Genomic DNA, 16,157 nt, shown 5'->3' with positions numbered 1-16,157 from the left:
CTAGCGCTGTTATAGCGCAGTTTCGTAGCCTTCCAGCACATTGACCACATTGGTGCCCAGTTCCTTGACGGCATAGCCGCCTTCGAAAATGAAGGCGGTGGGCAGGTTCAGATAGGCCAGCCGTTCGCCGATGCGCAGGTAATCGGCGCTCTGCAGCGCGAAGCGCGACAGCGGATCGCCGGCAAAGGTATCCACCCCCAGCGACACCACCAGCGCATCGGGCGCGAAGCTGCCCAGGCGGATGCAGGCCGTTTCCAGTGCGCTGAACCAGCTGGCCGCGCTGCTGCCGGCCGGCAGCGGCAGATTCAGGTTGAAGCCTTGCCCCGCGCCTTCGCCTTTTTCGTCGGCATGGCCCAGATAGAACGGGTATTCGTAGCGCGGATCGGCGTGGATGGAAATGAACAGCACATCGCTGCGGCCATAGAAGATGCTCTGCGTGCCATTGCCGTGGTGGTAGTCGAGATCGAGGATGGCGACGCGGCGCGCGCCATCGTCGAGCATGTGCTGGGCGGCCAGCGCGGCATTGTTGAGGAAGCAGTAGCCGCCGTAGAAATCGGCACCGGCGTGGTGGCCGGGCGGGCGGCTCAGCACGAAGGCACCGCGTTCACCGAGGCGCAGCGCATGGGCGGCATTGACGGCGCAATCGGCGCCCGTCTTGGCGGCCGTCCAGGTGCCGGCCGTGAGCGGCGTGCCGCTATCCATCGAGTACAGCCCCAGCTTGGCGCAGAAATTATCGGGTTCGATATCGCTGCGCAGCGAGCGCACCGGCCATACCGCAGGGAAGGCGTCCTTGCCGGCATTGGCCGGATCGAGCGCCAGCCAGTCGGCCCAGGCATGGCGCAGGAAGTGCAGATAGCGCGGCGTGTGGATGCGTTCCAGCGACATCAGCGGCACCCCTTGCGGCGTGACGATGCGCCCCAGCCCGCGCCGCCCCAGTTCGGCCAGCACGCTGTCGACCCGCTCCGGTTTTTCGAAGCAGGGTGTCAGCTCGCCACGGAAGAATTCGTGGCGGCCGCGGTGCTGGGCGTGCAGTTCGTTGTAGAAGGTGAGCAAAGGGGCCTCGCGCAATGGCTGCGGTGTACAAGCCCCTAGTTTAGTCGCATTCGCCGCTGGAGTGGCAGAGATTGCTGGCGCGGTAGGCTGCCACGTAGTCGTCGAACGGAATGCGCGGTGCCGCCTCCATCTCCGCCTGCTCGTCCAGCGAGGCCGTGGCCAGCTGGTCGAAATAGGCGTTTTCTTCGGCGCTAGGCGCATGGCTGCGGAAGTAGGCGGCATGGCGCTGGCTTTGCGCCAGCCCGAAAGCGGCAAACGAGTTGCCGTGTTCGCGCAGCGCGGCCAGCACTTTGGCCGACGGCGTCAGGCTGGCATCGGCCAGCTTGGCGGCCTGCTCGGCCAGCGCGCTGCTGTGCGAACTGTCGCCATGGCGGGCATCGAGCAGGGCCGCCACGGGCGCCATCTGTTCCAGCAACTGCTGGCCCCATTCCTGCAGGGTGACAGCGGCATCGCCGCGGTCCAGCAGCAGGCCGGGACGGCGGCCTTCCTTGACGGTGCGGGCAAAGTTGGCGGTATGGCGCAAGCCTTCTTCCGGCGTGATGGCGGCGCTGTGTTCGAGCGCGCAGAACAGCAGGAAGGTATCGAGGAAACGGCCGGCCGTCAGGCTGATGCCGACCGGCTCGAACGGATCGACATCCATGCAGCGTACTTCGATGTACTGCACGCCGCGCGAGCACAGCGCCTGGATAGGCCGCTCGCCCGTCTGGATCACCCGTTTCGGCCGGATGGTGGCGTAGTACTCGTTTTCGATCTGCAGCACGTTGGTGCTCAGCTGTATCCACTCGCCATCGCGCTTGGTGCCCAGCGCTGCATACGGCGCATAGGGCTGGTTGACGGCTTTGGTGAGCGCGGCCACATAGCTGTCCAGACAGTTTTCGTGCGGGCTCAGGCCGGACTGGGCATCGTTCTGGTAACCGAGGTCGCTCATGCGCAGGCTGGTGGCATAGGGCAGGTAGAGGGTATCGTCCGACAGGGTTACCAGCTGGTGCGCACGGCCGCGCAGGAAACCCGTCTGCAGCGCTGGCGAGGCGCCGAACAGATACATCAGCAGCCAGCTGTAGCGGCGGAAATTGCGGATGGTAGCCAGATAGGCGTCCGACTGGTAGGCCTTGGCGCTGAGCGGGCGGGCCGCCGGCTCGCTGGCCGCCAGCAAACGCCACAGGTCTTCGTCCAGCGAGTAGTTGTAATGGATGCCGGCGATGCACTGCATGGCTTTGCCGTAGCGCAGCGCCAGGCCGCGCCGGTACACATGCTTGAGCATGCCCATGTTCGAGCTGCCATACCAGGCAATGGCGATGTCTTGCTCGGCCGGCAGGGCGGCCGGCATGGACTGGCTCCACAGCAGTTCCTGTCCCAGCTTGCTGTAGGCATAGCGGTGGATGCCATCGAGCTTGGCGATGGTGTCGGCGATGTCGGTTTCGGCCGGCGTAATGAATTCCAGCAGGGACTCGGCGTAATCGGTCGTGATCTGCGGGTGCGTCAGGGCCGAGCCCAGCGCCAGCGGATGGGGCGTGCTGGCCATCTGGCCGTGTGCGTCCACGCGCAGGGTTTCGCGTTCGATGCCGCGCAGGCCACCCAGCAGCGCGTGGTGCTCAGGCTGGGCCAGCAGGGCCAGACGGCGAGTCAAAGTTGGAGACACTCGGTTTTCCTTTCGTTTGTGCAGCAGGGTGACAGCCGGAGCGCGAAACCGCGATCCGCAGCGAGATTAACCGAAAACGCAAAATCGTGTTGGCCGACGCCCAATTTTGGGGCGCAGCGCAAATCGCTGGCTAGTGTATCAAATGTGGCAGCCGCTGCTCCGGCTCAGGTGCTAGGGCGGTCCGTCCTTAGCCGGCCGCCGCTGACGCGTTCTATGCCGGCCAGATCCTGCCAGCTTTGCACCTCGTCGTAGCCGTGCTGGACCAGACAGGCGCGCACGGCGGCGGCCTGATCGTAGCCATGTTCGAGCAGCAGCCAGCAACCTTCGTGCAGGTGCTGGGCGGCGCCGGCGATGATGCTGCGTAGCGCTGTCAGACCATCGGCAAAATCGGTCAGGGCGCCGCTAGGTTCGAAACGCAGATCGCCGACACCCAGATAGTGGTCGCCGCTGGCGATATACGGCGGGTTGGAGACGATCAGATCGTAGGGGGGCTGGTGTGCCAGCGCGGCAAACCAGTCGCTGCGCAGGAAATTGATGTGGCAGTGGTTATGCGCGGCATTGCGGCTGGCCACTTCCAGCGCTTCGGCGCTGACGTCGAGCGCCGTCACGGCCGCATCCTTGCGGCTGTGGGCGATGGCCACGGCGATCGCGCCGCTGCCCGTCCCCATGTCCAGTACGCGCCCTTGCGGCGGCAGGCGTTCCAGCGCCAGTTCCACCAGCAGTTCCGTATCGGGACGGGGAATCAGCACGGCGCTGCTGACTTCGAAGGGCAGGCCGAAAAATTCGCGCTGGCCGACGATGTAGGCCACCGGTTCGCCGTTCAGGCGGCGCTGCACCAGCGCGCCGTAGCGCGCTGCTTCCTCGGCGTTCAGGGTACGCTCGGACTGGGTGATCAGGCTGACCCGGCTCAGGGCCAGCGCGTGGCACAGCAGGATGCGGTTATCGAGCGGATCGAGCAGCGCCTGAACCTGTGCCGCGGCCAGGCTGAGGCCGGCGCGTATCGCGTCCGTGCTGCGGATCATGCGTTACGACGGCGCAGCAAGACCCAGCCCAGTGCGACGGTGACGGCAGCAAAGCCGAGGAAGGACCATTGCGGAATCGACAGGCCGAGGAAGGGCGCGGTGGCGTCTTCGCACAGGCCGTCAGCGCGGAACAGGAAAGGCAGATAGGTGGCAGCCGGCAGTTTGTTGAGCACGGTTTCCATCGGGTCGATGCCGCACGACAGGCCGGGATGGGCCAGCACGTACAGATGTTTGCCGGCTGTGCCCAGACCGGCCAGCCCGCCTAGCAGGCCCAGCCCGGTGTAGAACACCGGCTTGCGGTAGGCGCCTACCAGCGCGACGATGCCGATGGCAAGGAACAGATAGCGCTGGATCACGCACAGGGGGCAGGGCAGCATATCCAGTACATGCTGCAGGATCAGGGCGACCGCCAGCATGGCGAAACTGACAGCGGAAATGAGCAGCAACGGAGTACGCGATGGGTTCATTTGTAAATCCGGTTGAGGGTTCAAATATGGTATGAATGATTCTCGCACAGAGTTGCCAATTCCGCCTTATTTCTTGCTTACGAAGATGGCCGGCGTTCTGGCATCCCGTTCAGTCGCCTAGCGCGGCCAGCTGCTCGGCCTGATGTTCGGCGGCCAGTGCATTGGTCAGTTCGGTCAGGTCGCCGTCCATGATGAAATCGAGCTTGTACAAGGTCAGATTGATGCGGTGGTCGGTCATGCGGCCTTGCGGGTAGTTGTAGGTGCGGATGCGTTCGCTGCGGTCGCCCGAGCCGATCAGGCTCTTGCGGGTGGCCGCTTCCTTCGATTGCTGTTCGCGCAACTGGACGTCCTTGATGCGTGCAGCCAACACTTTCAGTGCCTGCGCCTTGTTCTTGTGCTGCGAACGGTCATCCTGACACTCCACCACGATGCCGGTGGGCAGGTGGGTAATCCGCACGGCGGAATCGGTCTTGTTGATGTGCTGGCCGCCGGCGCCGGAAGCACGGAAAGTATCGATGCGCAGATCGGCCGGATTGATGTTGACGTCTTCCACTTCATCGGCTTCCGGCATCACGGCCACGGTACAGGCCGAGGTGTGGATGCGGCCCTGGGTCTCCGTAGCCGGTACGCGCTGCACGCGGTGGCCGCCGGATTCGAACTTGAGCTTGGAATACACGCTGTTACCCACCAGCCGCACGATGACTTCGCGGTAGCCGCCCAGATCGGACGGCGACTCCGACACCACTTCCACCTGCCAGCGGTTGCGTTCGGCAAAGCGGGTGTACATGCGCAGCAAATCGCCGGCAAACAGGGCCGATTCGTCGCCGCCCGTGCCGGCGCGGATTTCGAGGAAGATGTTGCGCTCGTCGTTGGCATCCTTGGGCAGCAGCATTTTCTGCAGTTCCCGTTCCAGCCCGGCCAGACGGGCTTTGGCCGCGTCGATCTCGTCCTGGGCGAACTCCTTCATGTCGGGATCGCTCAGCATTTCCTGCGCCGTGGCGATATCGCCCAGTGCCTGCTGGTAGTCGCGGTAGAGCGCCACCAGCGGACCCAGTTCGGCGTGTTCGCGCGTCATCTTGCGGTAGGCGTCCATATTGTTGGTGGCGCCTTCGGACATCAGCAATTCATCGAGCTCGGTCAGGCGGTTTGCCAGTTGATCGAGCTTGGCCAGCATGGAGGGTTTCATAGCGTATTCGTGTCAGTTGGGAGTACAGCTGCCGCAGCAGTGTGGGGCAGCAGAGGGATGATGCAGCAGCGGGCTGCGCTAACGGCGGCCGCGGAACAGCTGGGGCAGCAGGGCGGCCAGATGGGCACGCTCTTCGCCTTGCGCACGGTGCAGCGCCTGCTGCGGGCCGTGCATGAACTTGGCGGTCAGCCCTTTGGACAGGGCTTCCAGCACGGCGTCGATATCGTCGCCTTTGGCCAGCATGCGGCGGGCCCGTTCCAGCTCCAGCTGGCGCAGCGCTTCGCCGTTTTCGTGCAGGCTCTGGATCACCGGCACGACGGCGCGGTCGTCGATCCAGTGCATAAACGATTGCACGCGGGTTTCGATGATGGCTTCGGCCTGCGCCACCGCGGCCTGACGGTTTTCCAGCCCCGTCTGCACCACCTTGCCCAGATCGTCCACCGTGTACAGGAAGGCGTCGTTGAGACGGCCTACTTCCGGCTCGATATCGCGCGGCACGGCCAGATCGACCATGAAGATAGGCTTGTGGCGGCGGGCCTTGATGGCGCGTTCCACCATGCCCAGACCGATCAGGGGCAGCGAGGAAGCGGTGCAGGAAATCACGATGTCGTACAGGTGCAGCTTGTCCTGCAGCTCGGCCAGCCGGATGGCCTGACCGCCGTAGCGGTGGGCCAGCTGTTCGCCCCGCTCCAGCGTGCGGTTGGCCACGGTGATGCTGCGCGGGTTTTGCGCGGCAAAGTGGGTGGCGCACAGTTCTATCATTTCGCCGGCGCCGATGAACAGCACATTCTGTTCCGAAATCTTGTCGAAGATGCGCTGCGACAGGCGTACGGCAGCGGCCGCCATGGACACGCTGTGGGCGCCGATTTCCGTGGTGCTGCGCACTTCCTTGGCCACCGAGAAGCTGCGCTGGAATAGCTGGTGCAGATAGGTGCCGAGGCCGCCCGCTTCATCGGCGGTGCGGATGGCATCCTTGATCTGGCCCAGAATCTGGGTTTCGCCCAGCACCATCGAGTCCAGTCCCGAGGCGACGCGGAAGGTATGGCGCACGGCGTCGTGCTGGGGCAGCATGTACAGGTGGGGCCGCAGTTCGCTGTAATTGACCTTGTGGAAGTCGGCGAGGAACTGGGCGCCGGCCGCTAGCGGATCGGGCGCATGGCTGGCCGCATACAGCTCGGTGCGGTTGCAGGTGGACAGAATGGCGGCTTCGTCGCTGCCGCGCTGGTCGAGACGCTCGAACCACGCCCGGGCCGAACGCACGGCAGGACCGAGCTGGTCCGGTGCGAACGCCAGCCGTTCGCGCAGGGCGACAGGGGCGGTATGGTGGTTGAGGCCGACGGCAAGCAGCTGCATTGCAGATCCGAATGTTGATTTACCGGACATTATACCGTGTAGTGGCTATCCGCTGATCATAGCGCGGCCGGCGCCATCAGCTGCCCAGTTTCTCCAGCCGGTAGCCATAGCTGTAGACGGGCACCAGCCGGTAGCCGTTTTCCGGCTTCAGGGCCAGTTTATTGCGTACGCGGGAAACGTGGGTATCCATGGTGCGCGAGGGCACGGCGCTTTCCTTGACCCATACGGCTTCATGGATATAGGCGCGCGACAGGGGCCGGCCGATGTTGCGGAAAAATAACAAAGCGAGCGCGAATTCCTTCTGCGTCACGTCCAGCACGGTGCCGTCCATGAGCAGGCGGCCGGGCCGGGTTTCGAACAGATACTGGCCAAATTGCAGCTGTTCGGCGCCGTTCTGCGCAGGATAGGCACGGCGCAGCAAGGCTTGCACGCGTGCTACCAGCTCGCCGCGGCGCAGCGGTTTGATCATATAGTCGTCGGCGCCGGCATCGAGTCCGGCGACGATATCGTCTTCGCCCGAACTGGTGGTGAGGAACATCACGGGTGCCGCATCGGGCAGTTTTTCGCGCCCACGGCGCAGCACTTCGGCTGCGCCCAGATCGACCACCTGCCAGTCGAGGATCAGCATGTCGTAGCTGTCCTTGCGCAGATGGTGCAGGGTGTCTCTGGCGTTCTGGTAGCCGTGGCAAACATGCCCGACCGAGCCCAGTACCTGACAGATCAGGTCGGACTGGCTGCGGTCATTGTCGAGTACGGCGATTCTCATCCGGCTGCCTGTGGGAAATAATTGAGTGTAAGTCACTCGGAATATAACAGGGATTGATAAAAAAACGCCGCCAACTGGCCGAATTTTTTCATCATGGAATCACTTTTTTCTTGATAGAAAGTGATCGCCGTAGCGCGTGCACCCACGCGTTGAATACAAGGTACACTGGAAAAAGCGGGTTTTCAATGAGAAAGTTGTAAATCAGAAACAGTAATAGCAGACTGATGCCGCAGTCTGGGCATCCCGGAGCAAGCATGGCAACACAGCAACAGCAAACATGGCCACTGGCACGCGCCACGCCGGAGCGGGTGGCGCAGCTGCGCCTGCAATGCCGCCAGCTGGTGAAACGGCGCGCGCTGCTGTCGGCCGGCGTGGCCGCGATACCGGTACCGGGGCTGGACGTGGTGTCGGATCTGCATCTGTTCACCCGTCTGATCGACGATATCAATCAGGCGTTCGGCCTGACCCCGGCCCAGATCGAAGGCTTGCAGCCGGAATACCGCATGCTGGCCTACGAGGCGGCAGTCGGCGTGGGCGGTATGCTGGTGGGGAAACTGATTACCCGTGAACTGCTGGTACCGCTGCTGCAGCGTAGCGGCGTCAAGCTGGTGGCGCGCCAGGCCGGCAAACTGGTGCCGCTGGCCGGCCAGCTGGCCTCGGCAGGGATAGGCTTTGCCGTGTTCCGCCACATCGGCAACCAGCATGTGGAAGCCTGTGCGGCGGTGGCGCAGCAACTGGTGACGGCCGGGGCCGGCCGTCCCTAGGGTGAGGCGGACTTAAGCGTCCGGCAGCACCACGTTGACGTCCAGAACTTCCAGATTGCCCTGACGGTCGAGCGAGATCTTGATGTCGTCCGCGTTCACCTTGGTGTACTTGGAAATCACGTCGATCAGTTCTTTGTGCAGGGCGGGCAGGAAGTCCGGACCCGCACGGCCATTGCGCTCGCGCGCGATGATGATCTGTAACCGCTCCTTGGCCGCCGTGGCGGTTTTCGGTTTTTGCGGGAACAGGAAGGAAAGCAGTGCCATGATTACTTGCTCCCGAAAATGCGCTGAAGCAGGCCGGGCTTTTCATAGGTGGTGAAGCGCAACGGCAGTTCCTGGCCGAGGAAGCGCGACACCACGTCTTCATAAGCTTCCGCTACATCAGTGCCTTTGAAATGGATGGCCGGATTACCCTGGTTGGAAGCGTGCAGGACCGATTCCGATTCCGGAATGATGCCGATCAACGGTATGCGCAGTATCTCCTGCACATCCTCGTAGGACAGCATTTCGTCCGCTTCCACCCGTTTCGGTGCGTAGCGGGTAATCAGCAGGTGTTCCTTGACGGGCTCGCCGCCGGTCTGGGCGCGGCGCGACTTGGCCTGGATGATGCCCAGAATGCGGTCCGAGTCGCGCACCGACGACACTTCCGGATTGGTGACGATGATGGCTTCATCGGCAAAGGTCAGCGCCATCAGCGCGCCATGTTCGATACCGGCCGGCGAATCGCAGATGATGAACTCGAAGCCCATGTTGATCAGTTCGGCCAGCACAGCTTCCACGCCATCTTCCGACAGCGCATCCTTGTCGCGCGTTTGCGACGCTGGCAGGATGAACAGGTTGTCGCAGTGCTTGTCCTTGATCAGTGCCTGGGTCAGGGTGGCCTCTTTATTGATCACATTGATCAGGTCGTACACCACGCGGCGCTCGCAGCCCATGATCAGGTCGAGGTTACGCAGACCGACGTCGAAGTCGATCACGGCGGTCTTGTGGCCGCGCATGGCCAGACCGGTGGAGAAGCTGGCGCTGGAAGTCGTTTTACCGACACCGCCCTTGCCGGACGTTACAACAATAATTCTCGCCACAAAAATTCCTTTTCAGAGAGTGGATACGCCGGCGCCTGCTCAGGCGCGGGTTGCTGAATTGACAGATAGTATATCGATTCGGTCGCCGCTGAGGCGAATTTGCGCAGGGGTGCGTGCATATTCAGCGGGGAAACCGTCTTCAAATGTGCGGTAAACGCCTGCAATGGAGACTAACTCCGGCGCCATGCCCATAGCAAAGATACGCGCGTCGGGGTTGCCCGAAGCACCGGCCAGAGCACGGCCATTTAAAGTGTTGTAGACGTGGATACTGCCGTCGGCAATGATTTCCGCGCCATTGTTGACCACGGCGGTAATCACCAGATCGCAGCCGCGTGCGTAAATGCGCTGGCCGGCCCGTACCGGGGTGTCGATAATCATCACGCGGGCGCCGCCCGGCATGGCATCAGCGGCGGCGGGTGCCGCTGCCGGAGCGGGCGCTGGCGCGGCTTTTTTAGGCGCTTCCGCTTCGGCGCGCTGGGGCGCGGCGGTTTCCAGGCTAAGGCCGTGGGCAGCGATGGCCGCGCCCATTGCCGGCGCAGCATTGCGCACGGCCACAGGATTCAGACGGTATTTCTTCAGCAGGGCGATCAGGCCGCCCCAGTCGATGGCCTCGCCGCCGGCCGGCAGCGCGCCGACATCGATCACGGCCAGGTCGTCTTCGAAAAAGTCGGTGCTACCGCCGGTCATTTCGGCCATGGCGGCGTCGAGCGCCAGACGGTCGGAGGTGGCCAGTATGGCGGACACGGCGACGACAGTGGAAATCTTGATTTCTATGGGCTTTTGAAACTGGCTCTTGGACATGGGCGACACAGTGATGAGGTTAAGCCCGCACGGGCTCCAGCATTCTACTGTGGAAAACGGCCGCTGGGGAGGGCAGGGCCAGCAATTGCGCGGCCTGCAGCCCCGATGGCCATGCGCCGGGCTGCAGGTTTTGCCTAGTGTTAGGGCAGCGGCAGGGCGCGGCGGCGGCCAGCGCCCAATGTGCTCGCCGGATATTTTTCCGGCGCCAGAACGGCGCCGGTCGCTGGCTAGGCAGGCGCCAGCCCGGCGCGCAGCTGGCGCGCTGCGGCCACCATATTGCGCAGCGCACTCTCGGTTTCGGCCCAGCCGCGGGTTTTCAGGCCGCAATCGGGATTGACCCACAAGTGTGCCGCCGGTACCACAGTGGCGGCCCGCTGCAGCAAGCGCACCATTTCTTCCTGCGCCGGTACGCGCGGGCTGTGAATGTCGTACACGCCGGGACCGATCTCGTTCGGGTAGGGGAAGCGGCGCAATGCCTGCAGCAATTCCGCATCGGAACGGCTGGTTTCGATGGTGATCACATCGGCATCCATGGCCGCGATCTGAGGCAGGATCTCATTGAATTCCGCGTAGCAGATATGGCTGTGGATCTGGGTCGCGTCGCTGGCCGCACCGGCCGCGATGCGGAAGGCGCGGGTGGCCCAGTCCAGATAGGCGTCCCAGCGGCTGCGCCGCAGCGGCAGGCCTTCGCGCACGGCCGGTTCGTCGATTTGGATGATGGCGATGCCGGCCTGCTGCAGATCGGCCACTTCGTCGCGGATGGCCAGCGCCAGTTGCCGCGCCGTCTCCTGACGCGGCTGGTCTTCGCGCACGAACGACCATTGCAGGATGGTGACCGGCCCCGTCAGCATGCCTTTGACCGGCTTGTCCGTCAGGCTCTGGGTGTACACGCTCCAGTCCACCGTCATGGCCTGCGGGCGGCGCACATCGCCGTAGATGATGGGTGGTTTGACGCAGCGCGAACCATAGGATTGCACCCAGCCATGGCGGCTGAACAAAAAGCCTTCCAGCTGTTCGCCGAAATATTCCACCATATCGTTGCGTTCTGCTTCGCCATGCACCAGCACGTCCAGCCCCAGCGCTTCCTGACGCTGCACGGCGTCGGCGATTTCGGCGCGCATGCGTTCGGCATAGCCGGCCTGATCCAGTTCGCCGCGCTTGAAGGCGGCGCGCGCCGCGCGGATGGCGCCAGTCTGCTGGAAGGAGCCGATGGTGGTGGTGGGGAAGGCCGGCAGCTGCAATCTGGCCTGCTGCACCTGCTGGCGCTTGGCAAACGGCGACTGGCGCTGGTCGGCATGGGCCGGCAGGGCGGCCAGACGGGCGCGCAGGTCGGGCCGGTGCAGATGCAGGCTGTGCGCGCGGCTGGCCAGTGCGGCGCGTGATGTGGCCAGCGCGGCAGGATAGGCGGCGCCTTGCAGCGCCTGCTTGAGCACGGCCAGTTCCGCCAGTTTTTCATGGGCAAAGGCCAGCCATGGGCGCACTTCGGGGTCGAGCTGGTGTTCGGCTGCCAGCGTGTAGGGCACGTGCAGCAGCGAGCACGAGGTAGACAGCCACAGCTTGCCCTGCCGTTTGGCCAGCAGCGGCTGCAGGATGGCCAGCGCGGCGTCGAGGTCGCAGCGCCAGATGTTGCGGCCATCGACGATGCCGACCGAGAGTACTTTATGCAAGGGCAGCCAGTCGGCGATGCTGGTCAGTTCGTGGGCAGCGCGCACGCCGTCCACATGCAGGCCCGCCACGGGCAGGCGGCAGGCCAGGCTGAGATTTTCTTCCAGCGGCGAGAAATAGGTGGCCAGCAGCAGTTGCGCGCCCGCCTGATTGAGTTGCCAGTAGGCTGTTTCGAAGGCATTGCGCCAGGCCGGCGGCAGATCGAGGCCGAGGATGGGCTCGTCGATCTGCACCCAGCTCACGCCCTGCCGCTTGAGACGGCTGAGCAGGGCGCCATACACCGGCAGCAGGCGTTCCAGCAACTCCAGCCGCTCGAAATGCTGCTCGCCGCGGACCTTGCCCAGCCAGAGGAAGCTCAGCGGCCCCAGCAGCACGGCTTTAACGGAATGACCGAGCGCCTGCGCTTCCGCCACTTCATCGAACAGGCGGCTGCTGGCCAGCGCAAATTCGGTGTATTCGCTGAATTCCGGTACCAGATAGTGGTAGTTGGTGTCGAACCATTTGCTCATTTCCAGTGCAGCGCTGCTGGCGAGTCCGGCGTCGTGCCGGCCATGCTGGCACTGGCTGTGTTCGCAGTTGGCGGGGGGCGCAGGGGTGCCGTGCGCCGCTGCCGGATGGCTGGCGCCGCGCGCCATGCGGAAGTAGCGGCTCAGTTCGGACTGCGCGGGGCTGAAACCATAGCGTGCCGGTTCGCAGCCCAGCAGCTGGATGAGGCTGGCAACCTGATCATAGTAGGCAAAGTCGCCTACGCTGACCAGGTCTAGCCCGGCCAGTTGCTGTTCTTCCCAGTGGCGTGCGCGCAGCTGGCGGCCTACGGCCTGCAGAGCGGTTTCGTCGATTTCGCCGCGCCAGTGGCTTTCCAGCGCGAACTTGAGTTCGCGCGCTGCGCCTATGCGCGGATAGCCGGGTACGTGGCTGAGGATGGCCGGCGCGGCGCTGCTGGCCGAAGTGTTGAAAGTAGTTTGCATAGTGTTGTCATAAGCATTTCATATTGGTGCGCTAAAGTGTGCGGCATTCCGGTCTATAATAAAAACGAAAGATTTTGCGGCTTAACATGAATATTTCTAATAGACCATGCTAGAACTTCGACATCTACGCACCCTGAGTGCTCTGCGTTCGGCTGGCAGCCTGGTCCGTGCAGCACAGCTGCTCAACCTGACCCAGTCGGCTTTGTCGCATCAGATCAAGTTGCTGGAAGATCGCTACGAAGGGCCGTTGTTTGAACGCAAATCCGTGCCGATCAGCTTTACCGCCACCGGCGCGCGCCTGTTGCAGCTGGCTGATCTGCTGTTACCCGAAATCGAACTGGCGGAACGCGATGTGGCCCGCCTGACGCAGGGCGATACGGGCCAGTTGCGGGTGGTGCTGGAATGCCATACCTGCTTCGACTGGCTGATGCCGGTGATGGATGAATTCCGCCGCCGCTGGCCCGACGTGGAAATCGATCTGGTGTCGGGCTTCCACAGCGAACCGGCCGACCTGCTGCGCAGCGGCGCGGCCGATCTGGTGATCGGTTCTCATTACGGCGACGAATTCGCCACCTTCCCCCTGTTCCGTTTCGAAATTCTGGTGGTGATGGCGCAGAAGCACCGGCTGGCTGCCCAGCGCCGCCTGCAGGCCGCTGACTTCAAAGGCGAAACCCTGATTACCTATCCGGTGCCCGAGCAGCGCATCGATCTGATTCGCGAAGTACTGCAACCGGCCGGGGTACAGGTCGAGCGCCGCACCGCCGAGCTGACGGTGGCCGTGCTGCAGCTGGTGGCAAGCCGGCGCGGCATCGCCGCGCTACCCAACTGGGCCATCAAGAATTACGTCGATTATGACTATGTGATGGCGCGCCCCATCGGCGAGGCCGGGCTGTGGAGCGATCTGTTTGTTTCCGTTCCGCCAGCCCAGCAGCACAAAGCCTATGTGCGCGATTTCGTGCACGTGATACGGGAACAGTGCGCCAGTTCGCTGGACGGTATCAAATTATTATCGTGACAAAAAGTTAGCGATTATTCAAAATAATTCATAAATGCTTGATGCGGCTCAAGGAAGCCGCGTTATCTGACACTTACGATAGATAACATGCTGGCCTTGGCATGCTTGCTGCTAGGCTTGCTGCTAGAAAAGTGGCTGCTAGATTCGGGCGTATTTGGGCCTTATTTGGATATTTCTCGCGGCAGCGCAGCATCGAAACCCTGCACGACAGGGGTGACGGGGCGTATGATAAAAGTTCATGTTTTGGCTCGTGATGTTGCTATTGACGTTGCTATTGATGTTGCTAAAGATTTTGCTCAACCTCGCTGGCTGGTGCCGGCACATTGGAGAATCAAATGAATGATGTAGTGATCGTGGCCGCTGGCCGTACTGGCGTAGGTAAATTCGGTGGCTCGCTGGCCAAGACTCCAGCTGCCGAACTCGGCGCACACGTAATCAAGGGGTTGCTGGCCAAAACCGGTCTGGACGGCAATCTGGTCAGCGAAGCTATCCTCGGTCAGGTGCTGACCGCTGGCGTGGGCCAGAATCCGGCCCGTCAGGCCGTGATCAAGGCCGGCCTGCCGAATTCGGTACCCGCTTTTACCATCAACCACGTCTGCGGTAGCGGCCTGAAGGCCACCCATCTGGCCGCGCAAGCCATCAAGGCTGGCGACGCCGAGATCGTCATCGCCGGTGGTCAGGAAAACATGAGCGCTTCGCCGCACATCATGAATGGTTCGCGCGACGGTTTCCGCATGGGCGATTTCAAGATGACCGACAGCATGATCGTTGATGGCCTGTGGGATGTGTACAACCAGTACCACATGGGCACCACGGCGGAAAACGTGGCCAAGAAATACGAGATTTCGCGCGCCGAGCAGGACGAATTCGCCCTGCAATCGCAATTGAAGGCGGAAGCCGCGCAGAAAGCCGGCAAATTCAAGGACGAAATCCTGCCGCTGGAAATCGTCCAGAAGAAGGGCAGCATCGTCTTCGATAGCGACGAATACATCAAACCGGGCTCCACCATCGAAGCGCTGTCCGCTCTGCGTCCCGCCTTCGCCAAGGACGGCAGCGTCACCGCCGGTAACGCTTCGGGCCTGAACGATGGCGCAGCGGCCGTCATCATGATGTCGGAAAGCAAGGCCAAAGAACTGGGCCTGCCGATACTGGCCAAGGTCAAAGCTTATGCCTCGTCCGGTATCGATCCGGCCATCATGGGCATGGGCCCCGTCACCGCTGCCAAGCTGTGCCTGAAAAAAGCCGGCTGGACGCCGGACGATCTGGACCTGATGGAAATTAACGAAGCTTTCGCTGCCCAGGCGGTGGCCGTGAACAAGGAAATGGGCTGGGATACCAGCAAGATCAACGTGAACGGCGGCGCCATCGCCATCGGTCACCCGATTGGTGCATCGGGCGCCCGTATTCTGGTCACGCTGATCCACGAAATGGTGCGCCGTGATGCCAAGAAAGGCCTGGCCTCGCTGTGCATAGGCGGCGGCATGGGCGTCGCACTGGCGATCGAACGCGCCTGATAGCTTGGCAGTACCCGAGGCTGCGGCCGCTACGCCGCAGCCCGGATTTTTCTGTGTTGATTTTTTGTGTCAATTTAAGAGGGGACGAGAAATGGCAAGAGTTGCATTAGTAACCGGTGGCATGGGTGGTCTGGGTGAAGCCGTATGTTTCAAACTGTCGGCACTGGGCTATACCGTCGTTACCACGTATTCCCCCGGTAATACCAAAGCAGAACAATGGCTGGCCACTACCCGTGACCAGGGCTACAACTTCCGCGCCTACCCGTGCGATGTGGCGGATTATGATTCCGCCCAGGCGTGTATTGCCGCCATTGAAAAAGACATCGGTCCGATCGATGTGCTGGTGAACAACGCCGGTATCACGCGCGACATGACTTTCAAGAAAATGGACAAACCGAACTGGGACGCCGTCATGGCCACCAATCTGGATTCCGTTTTCAACATGACCAAGCCAGTCTGCGACGGCATGGTGGAGCGCGGCTGGGGCCGTATCATCAACATCTCTTCCGTCAACGGCCAGAAAGGCGCGTTCGGTCAGACCAACTACTCGGCCGCTAAAGCCGGTATGCACGGTTTCACCAAGGCACTGGCGCTGGAAGTGGCGCGCAAGGGCGTGACCGTCAACACCATTTCGCCCGGCTATATCGGCACCAAGATGGTGATGGAGATCCCGCAGGAAGTGCTTGATAGCAAAATCATCCCGCAGATTCCGATGGCCCGTCTGGGCAAACCGGAAGAAGTGGCCGGTCTGGTGGCCTACCTGTCGTCGGACGAAGCTGCCTTCGTCACCGGCGCCAATATCGCCATTAACGGCGGCCAGCACATGTCCTAAGGCGGGGTCCTCCTGCAGCGCGGGCGCGTA

At 62.7% G+C, this 16,157-nt stretch carries 16 protein-coding genes; 5 read left to right on the top strand and 11 right to left on the bottom strand.

Going from position 1 to position 16,157, the window contains the following annotated elements; all coding sequences use genetic code 11:
• Window positions 1–9: 9 nt before the first annotated feature.
• The 7 genes from GTP27_RS15520 to GTP27_RS15490 all read right to left on the bottom strand — a co-directional run bounded on the left by GTP27_RS15520 (window position 10) and on the right by GTP27_RS15490 (window position 7,486).
• Window positions 10–1,053 carry a histone deacetylase family protein gene (locus tag GTP27_RS15520; protein ID WP_161040078.1) on the bottom strand — a complete coding sequence of 348 codons (1,044 nt, stop codon included), beginning with the start codon at window positions 1,051–1,053 and terminating at the stop codon, window positions 10–12.
• Window positions 1,054–1,093: 40 nt separating this feature from the next.
• Complete coding sequence (gene gshA / locus GTP27_RS15515) at window positions 1,094–2,692, bottom strand: glutamate--cysteine ligase (protein ID WP_161040077.1); 1,599 nt, start codon at window positions 2,690–2,692, stop codon at window positions 1,094–1,096.
• Between the two features lie 164 nt (window positions 2,693–2,856).
• Window positions 2,857–3,714 carry a peptide chain release factor N(5)-glutamine methyltransferase gene (prmC, locus tag GTP27_RS15510; protein WP_161040076.1) on the bottom strand — a complete coding sequence of 286 codons (858 nt, stop codon included), beginning with the start codon at window positions 3,712–3,714 and terminating at the stop codon, window positions 2,857–2,859.
• On the bottom strand, window positions 3,711–4,181 hold the full coding sequence (locus GTP27_RS15505; RefSeq protein WP_161040075.1) for a disulfide bond formation protein B: 471 nt from the start codon (window positions 4,179–4,181) through the stop codon (window positions 3,711–3,713). Before GTP27_RS15505 ends, prmC begins: the two co-directional genes overlap by 4 nt.
• 109 nt (window positions 4,182–4,290) lie before the next feature.
• Window positions 4,291–5,367, bottom strand: a complete 1,077-nt coding sequence (prfA, locus tag GTP27_RS15500) for a peptide chain release factor 1 (RefSeq protein ID WP_161040074.1) — start codon at window positions 5,365–5,367, stop codon at window positions 4,291–4,293.
• Between the two features lie 78 nt (window positions 5,368–5,445).
• Complete coding sequence (hemA, locus tag GTP27_RS15495; protein ID WP_161040073.1) at window positions 5,446–6,720, bottom strand: glutamyl-tRNA reductase; 1,275 nt, start codon at window positions 6,718–6,720, stop codon at window positions 5,446–5,448.
• 76 nt (window positions 6,721–6,796) lie between these two features.
• On the bottom strand, window positions 6,797–7,486 hold the full coding sequence (locus GTP27_RS15490) for a response regulator transcription factor (protein WP_161040072.1): 690 nt from the start codon (window positions 7,484–7,486) through the stop codon (window positions 6,797–6,799).
• Between the two features lie 254 nt (window positions 7,487–7,740).
• Between GTP27_RS15490 and GTP27_RS15485 the strand changes: the two genes are divergently transcribed.
• Window positions 7,741–8,250 carry a hypothetical protein gene (locus GTP27_RS15485; protein ID WP_161040071.1) on the top strand — a complete coding sequence of 170 codons (510 nt, stop codon included), beginning with the start codon at window positions 7,741–7,743 and terminating at the stop codon, window positions 8,248–8,250.
• Window positions 8,251–8,262: 12 nt separating this feature from the next.
• Here GTP27_RS15485 and minE read toward each other — a convergent pair whose 3' ends face one another.
• The 4 genes from minE to metE all read right to left on the bottom strand — a co-directional run bounded on the left by minE (window position 8,263) and on the right by metE (window position 12,766).
• Window positions 8,263–8,514, bottom strand: coding sequence for a cell division topological specificity factor MinE (gene minE / locus GTP27_RS15480; protein WP_155435525.1), 252 nt, complete (start codon window positions 8,512–8,514; stop codon window positions 8,263–8,265).
• Window positions 8,515–8,516: 2 nt separating this feature from the next.
• Window positions 8,517–9,332 carry a septum site-determining protein MinD gene (gene minD, locus GTP27_RS15475; RefSeq protein ID WP_161040070.1) on the bottom strand — a complete coding sequence of 272 codons (816 nt, stop codon included), beginning with the start codon at window positions 9,330–9,332 and terminating at the stop codon, window positions 8,517–8,519.
• A gap of 39 nt (window positions 9,333–9,371) precedes the next feature.
• Entirely contained in the window at window positions 9,372–10,133 is a 762-nt protein-coding gene (minC, locus tag GTP27_RS15470) for a septum site-determining protein MinC (protein ID WP_161040069.1), read from the bottom strand.
• 227 nt (window positions 10,134–10,360) lie between these two features.
• On the bottom strand, window positions 10,361–12,766 hold the full coding sequence (gene metE / locus GTP27_RS15465; protein ID WP_161040068.1) for a 5-methyltetrahydropteroyltriglutamate--homocysteine S-methyltransferase: 2,406 nt from the start codon (window positions 12,764–12,766) through the stop codon (window positions 10,361–10,363).
• A gap of 106 nt (window positions 12,767–12,872) precedes the next feature.
• Here metE and GTP27_RS15460 point away from each other — a divergent pair, with 106 nt between their 5' ends.
• The 4 genes from GTP27_RS15460 to phbB all read left to right on the top strand — a co-directional run bounded on the left by GTP27_RS15460 (window position 12,873) and on the right by phbB (window position 16,127).
• Window positions 12,873–13,781 (top strand): LysR family transcriptional regulator, encoded by a 909-nt coding sequence (locus GTP27_RS15460; RefSeq protein ID WP_161040067.1) that lies wholly within the window; start codon window positions 12,873–12,875, stop codon window positions 13,779–13,781.
• Between the two features lie 87 nt (window positions 13,782–13,868).
• Window positions 13,869–14,120 (top strand): hypothetical protein, encoded by a 252-nt coding sequence (locus GTP27_RS15455; protein ID WP_161040066.1) that lies wholly within the window; start codon window positions 13,869–13,871, stop codon window positions 14,118–14,120.
• Window positions 14,117–15,295 (top strand): acetyl-CoA C-acetyltransferase, encoded by a 1,179-nt coding sequence (locus GTP27_RS15450; RefSeq protein ID WP_161040065.1) that lies wholly within the window; start codon window positions 14,117–14,119, stop codon window positions 15,293–15,295. The genes GTP27_RS15455 and GTP27_RS15450 overlap by 4 nt, the downstream gene beginning before the upstream one ends.
• Window positions 15,296–15,386: 91 nt before the next feature.
• The gene (phbB, locus tag GTP27_RS15445) at window positions 15,387–16,127 is read left to right on the top strand and encodes an acetoacetyl-CoA reductase (RefSeq protein ID WP_155435520.1); all 741 of its coding nucleotides are present in this window, start codon (window positions 15,387–15,389) and stop codon (window positions 16,125–16,127) included.
• Window positions 16,128–16,157: the final 30 nt, after the last annotated feature.

The sequence above is a fragment of the Duganella qianjiadongensis genome (assembly GCF_009857915.1).
GTDB classification, from domain to species: Bacteria; Pseudomonadota; Gammaproteobacteria; order Burkholderiales; family Burkholderiaceae_D; genus Rugamonas; species Rugamonas qianjiadongensis.
The sequence above is the reverse complement of the archived record's forward strand: the minus strand, read 5'-3'. Positions and strand labels throughout refer to the sequence as shown.

What these genes read in the sequence shown, in the direction of transcription:
- GTP27_RS15450 (WP_161040065.1), top strand. Translation starts at nt 14,117, where the DNA reads ATGAATGATGTAGTGATCGTGGCCGCTGGCCGTACTGGCGTAGGTAAA.
- GTP27_RS15505 (WP_161040075.1), bottom strand. Translation starts at nt 4,181, where the DNA reads ATGAACCCATCGCGTACTCCGTTGCTGCTCATTTCCGCTGTCAGTTTC.
- GTP27_RS15485 (WP_161040071.1), top strand. Translation starts at nt 7,741, where the DNA reads ATGGCAACACAGCAACAGCAAACATGGCCACTGGCACGCGCCACGCCG.
- phbB (WP_155435520.1), top strand. Translation starts at nt 15,387, where the DNA reads ATGGCAAGAGTTGCATTAGTAACCGGTGGCATGGGTGGTCTGGGTGAA.
- GTP27_RS15490 (WP_161040072.1), bottom strand. Translation starts at nt 7,486, where the DNA reads ATGAGAATCGCCGTACTCGACAATGACCGCAGCCAGTCCGACCTGATC.
- hemA (WP_161040073.1), bottom strand. Translation starts at nt 6,720, where the DNA reads ATGCAGCTGCTTGCCGTCGGCCTCAACCACCATACCGCCCCTGTCGCC.
- prfA (WP_161040074.1), bottom strand. Translation starts at nt 5,367, where the DNA reads ATGAAACCCTCCATGCTGGCCAAGCTCGATCAACTGGCAAACCGCCTG.
- GTP27_RS15455 (WP_161040066.1), top strand. Translation starts at nt 13,869, where the DNA reads ATGCTGGCCTTGGCATGCTTGCTGCTAGGCTTGCTGCTAGAAAAGTGG.
- prmC (WP_161040076.1), bottom strand. Translation starts at nt 3,714, where the DNA reads ATGATCCGCAGCACGGACGCGATACGCGCCGGCCTCAGCCTGGCCGCG.
- minE (WP_155435525.1), bottom strand. Translation starts at nt 8,514, where the DNA reads ATGGCACTGCTTTCCTTCCTGTTCCCGCAAAAACCGAAAACCGCCACG.
- GTP27_RS15460 (WP_161040067.1), top strand. Translation starts at nt 12,873, where the DNA reads ATGCTAGAACTTCGACATCTACGCACCCTGAGTGCTCTGCGTTCGGCT.
- minC (WP_161040069.1), bottom strand. Translation starts at nt 10,133, where the DNA reads ATGTCCAAGAGCCAGTTTCAAAAGCCCATAGAAATCAAGATTTCCACT.
- metE (WP_161040068.1), bottom strand. Translation starts at nt 12,766, where the DNA reads ATGCAAACTACTTTCAACACTTCGGCCAGCAGCGCCGCGCCGGCCATC.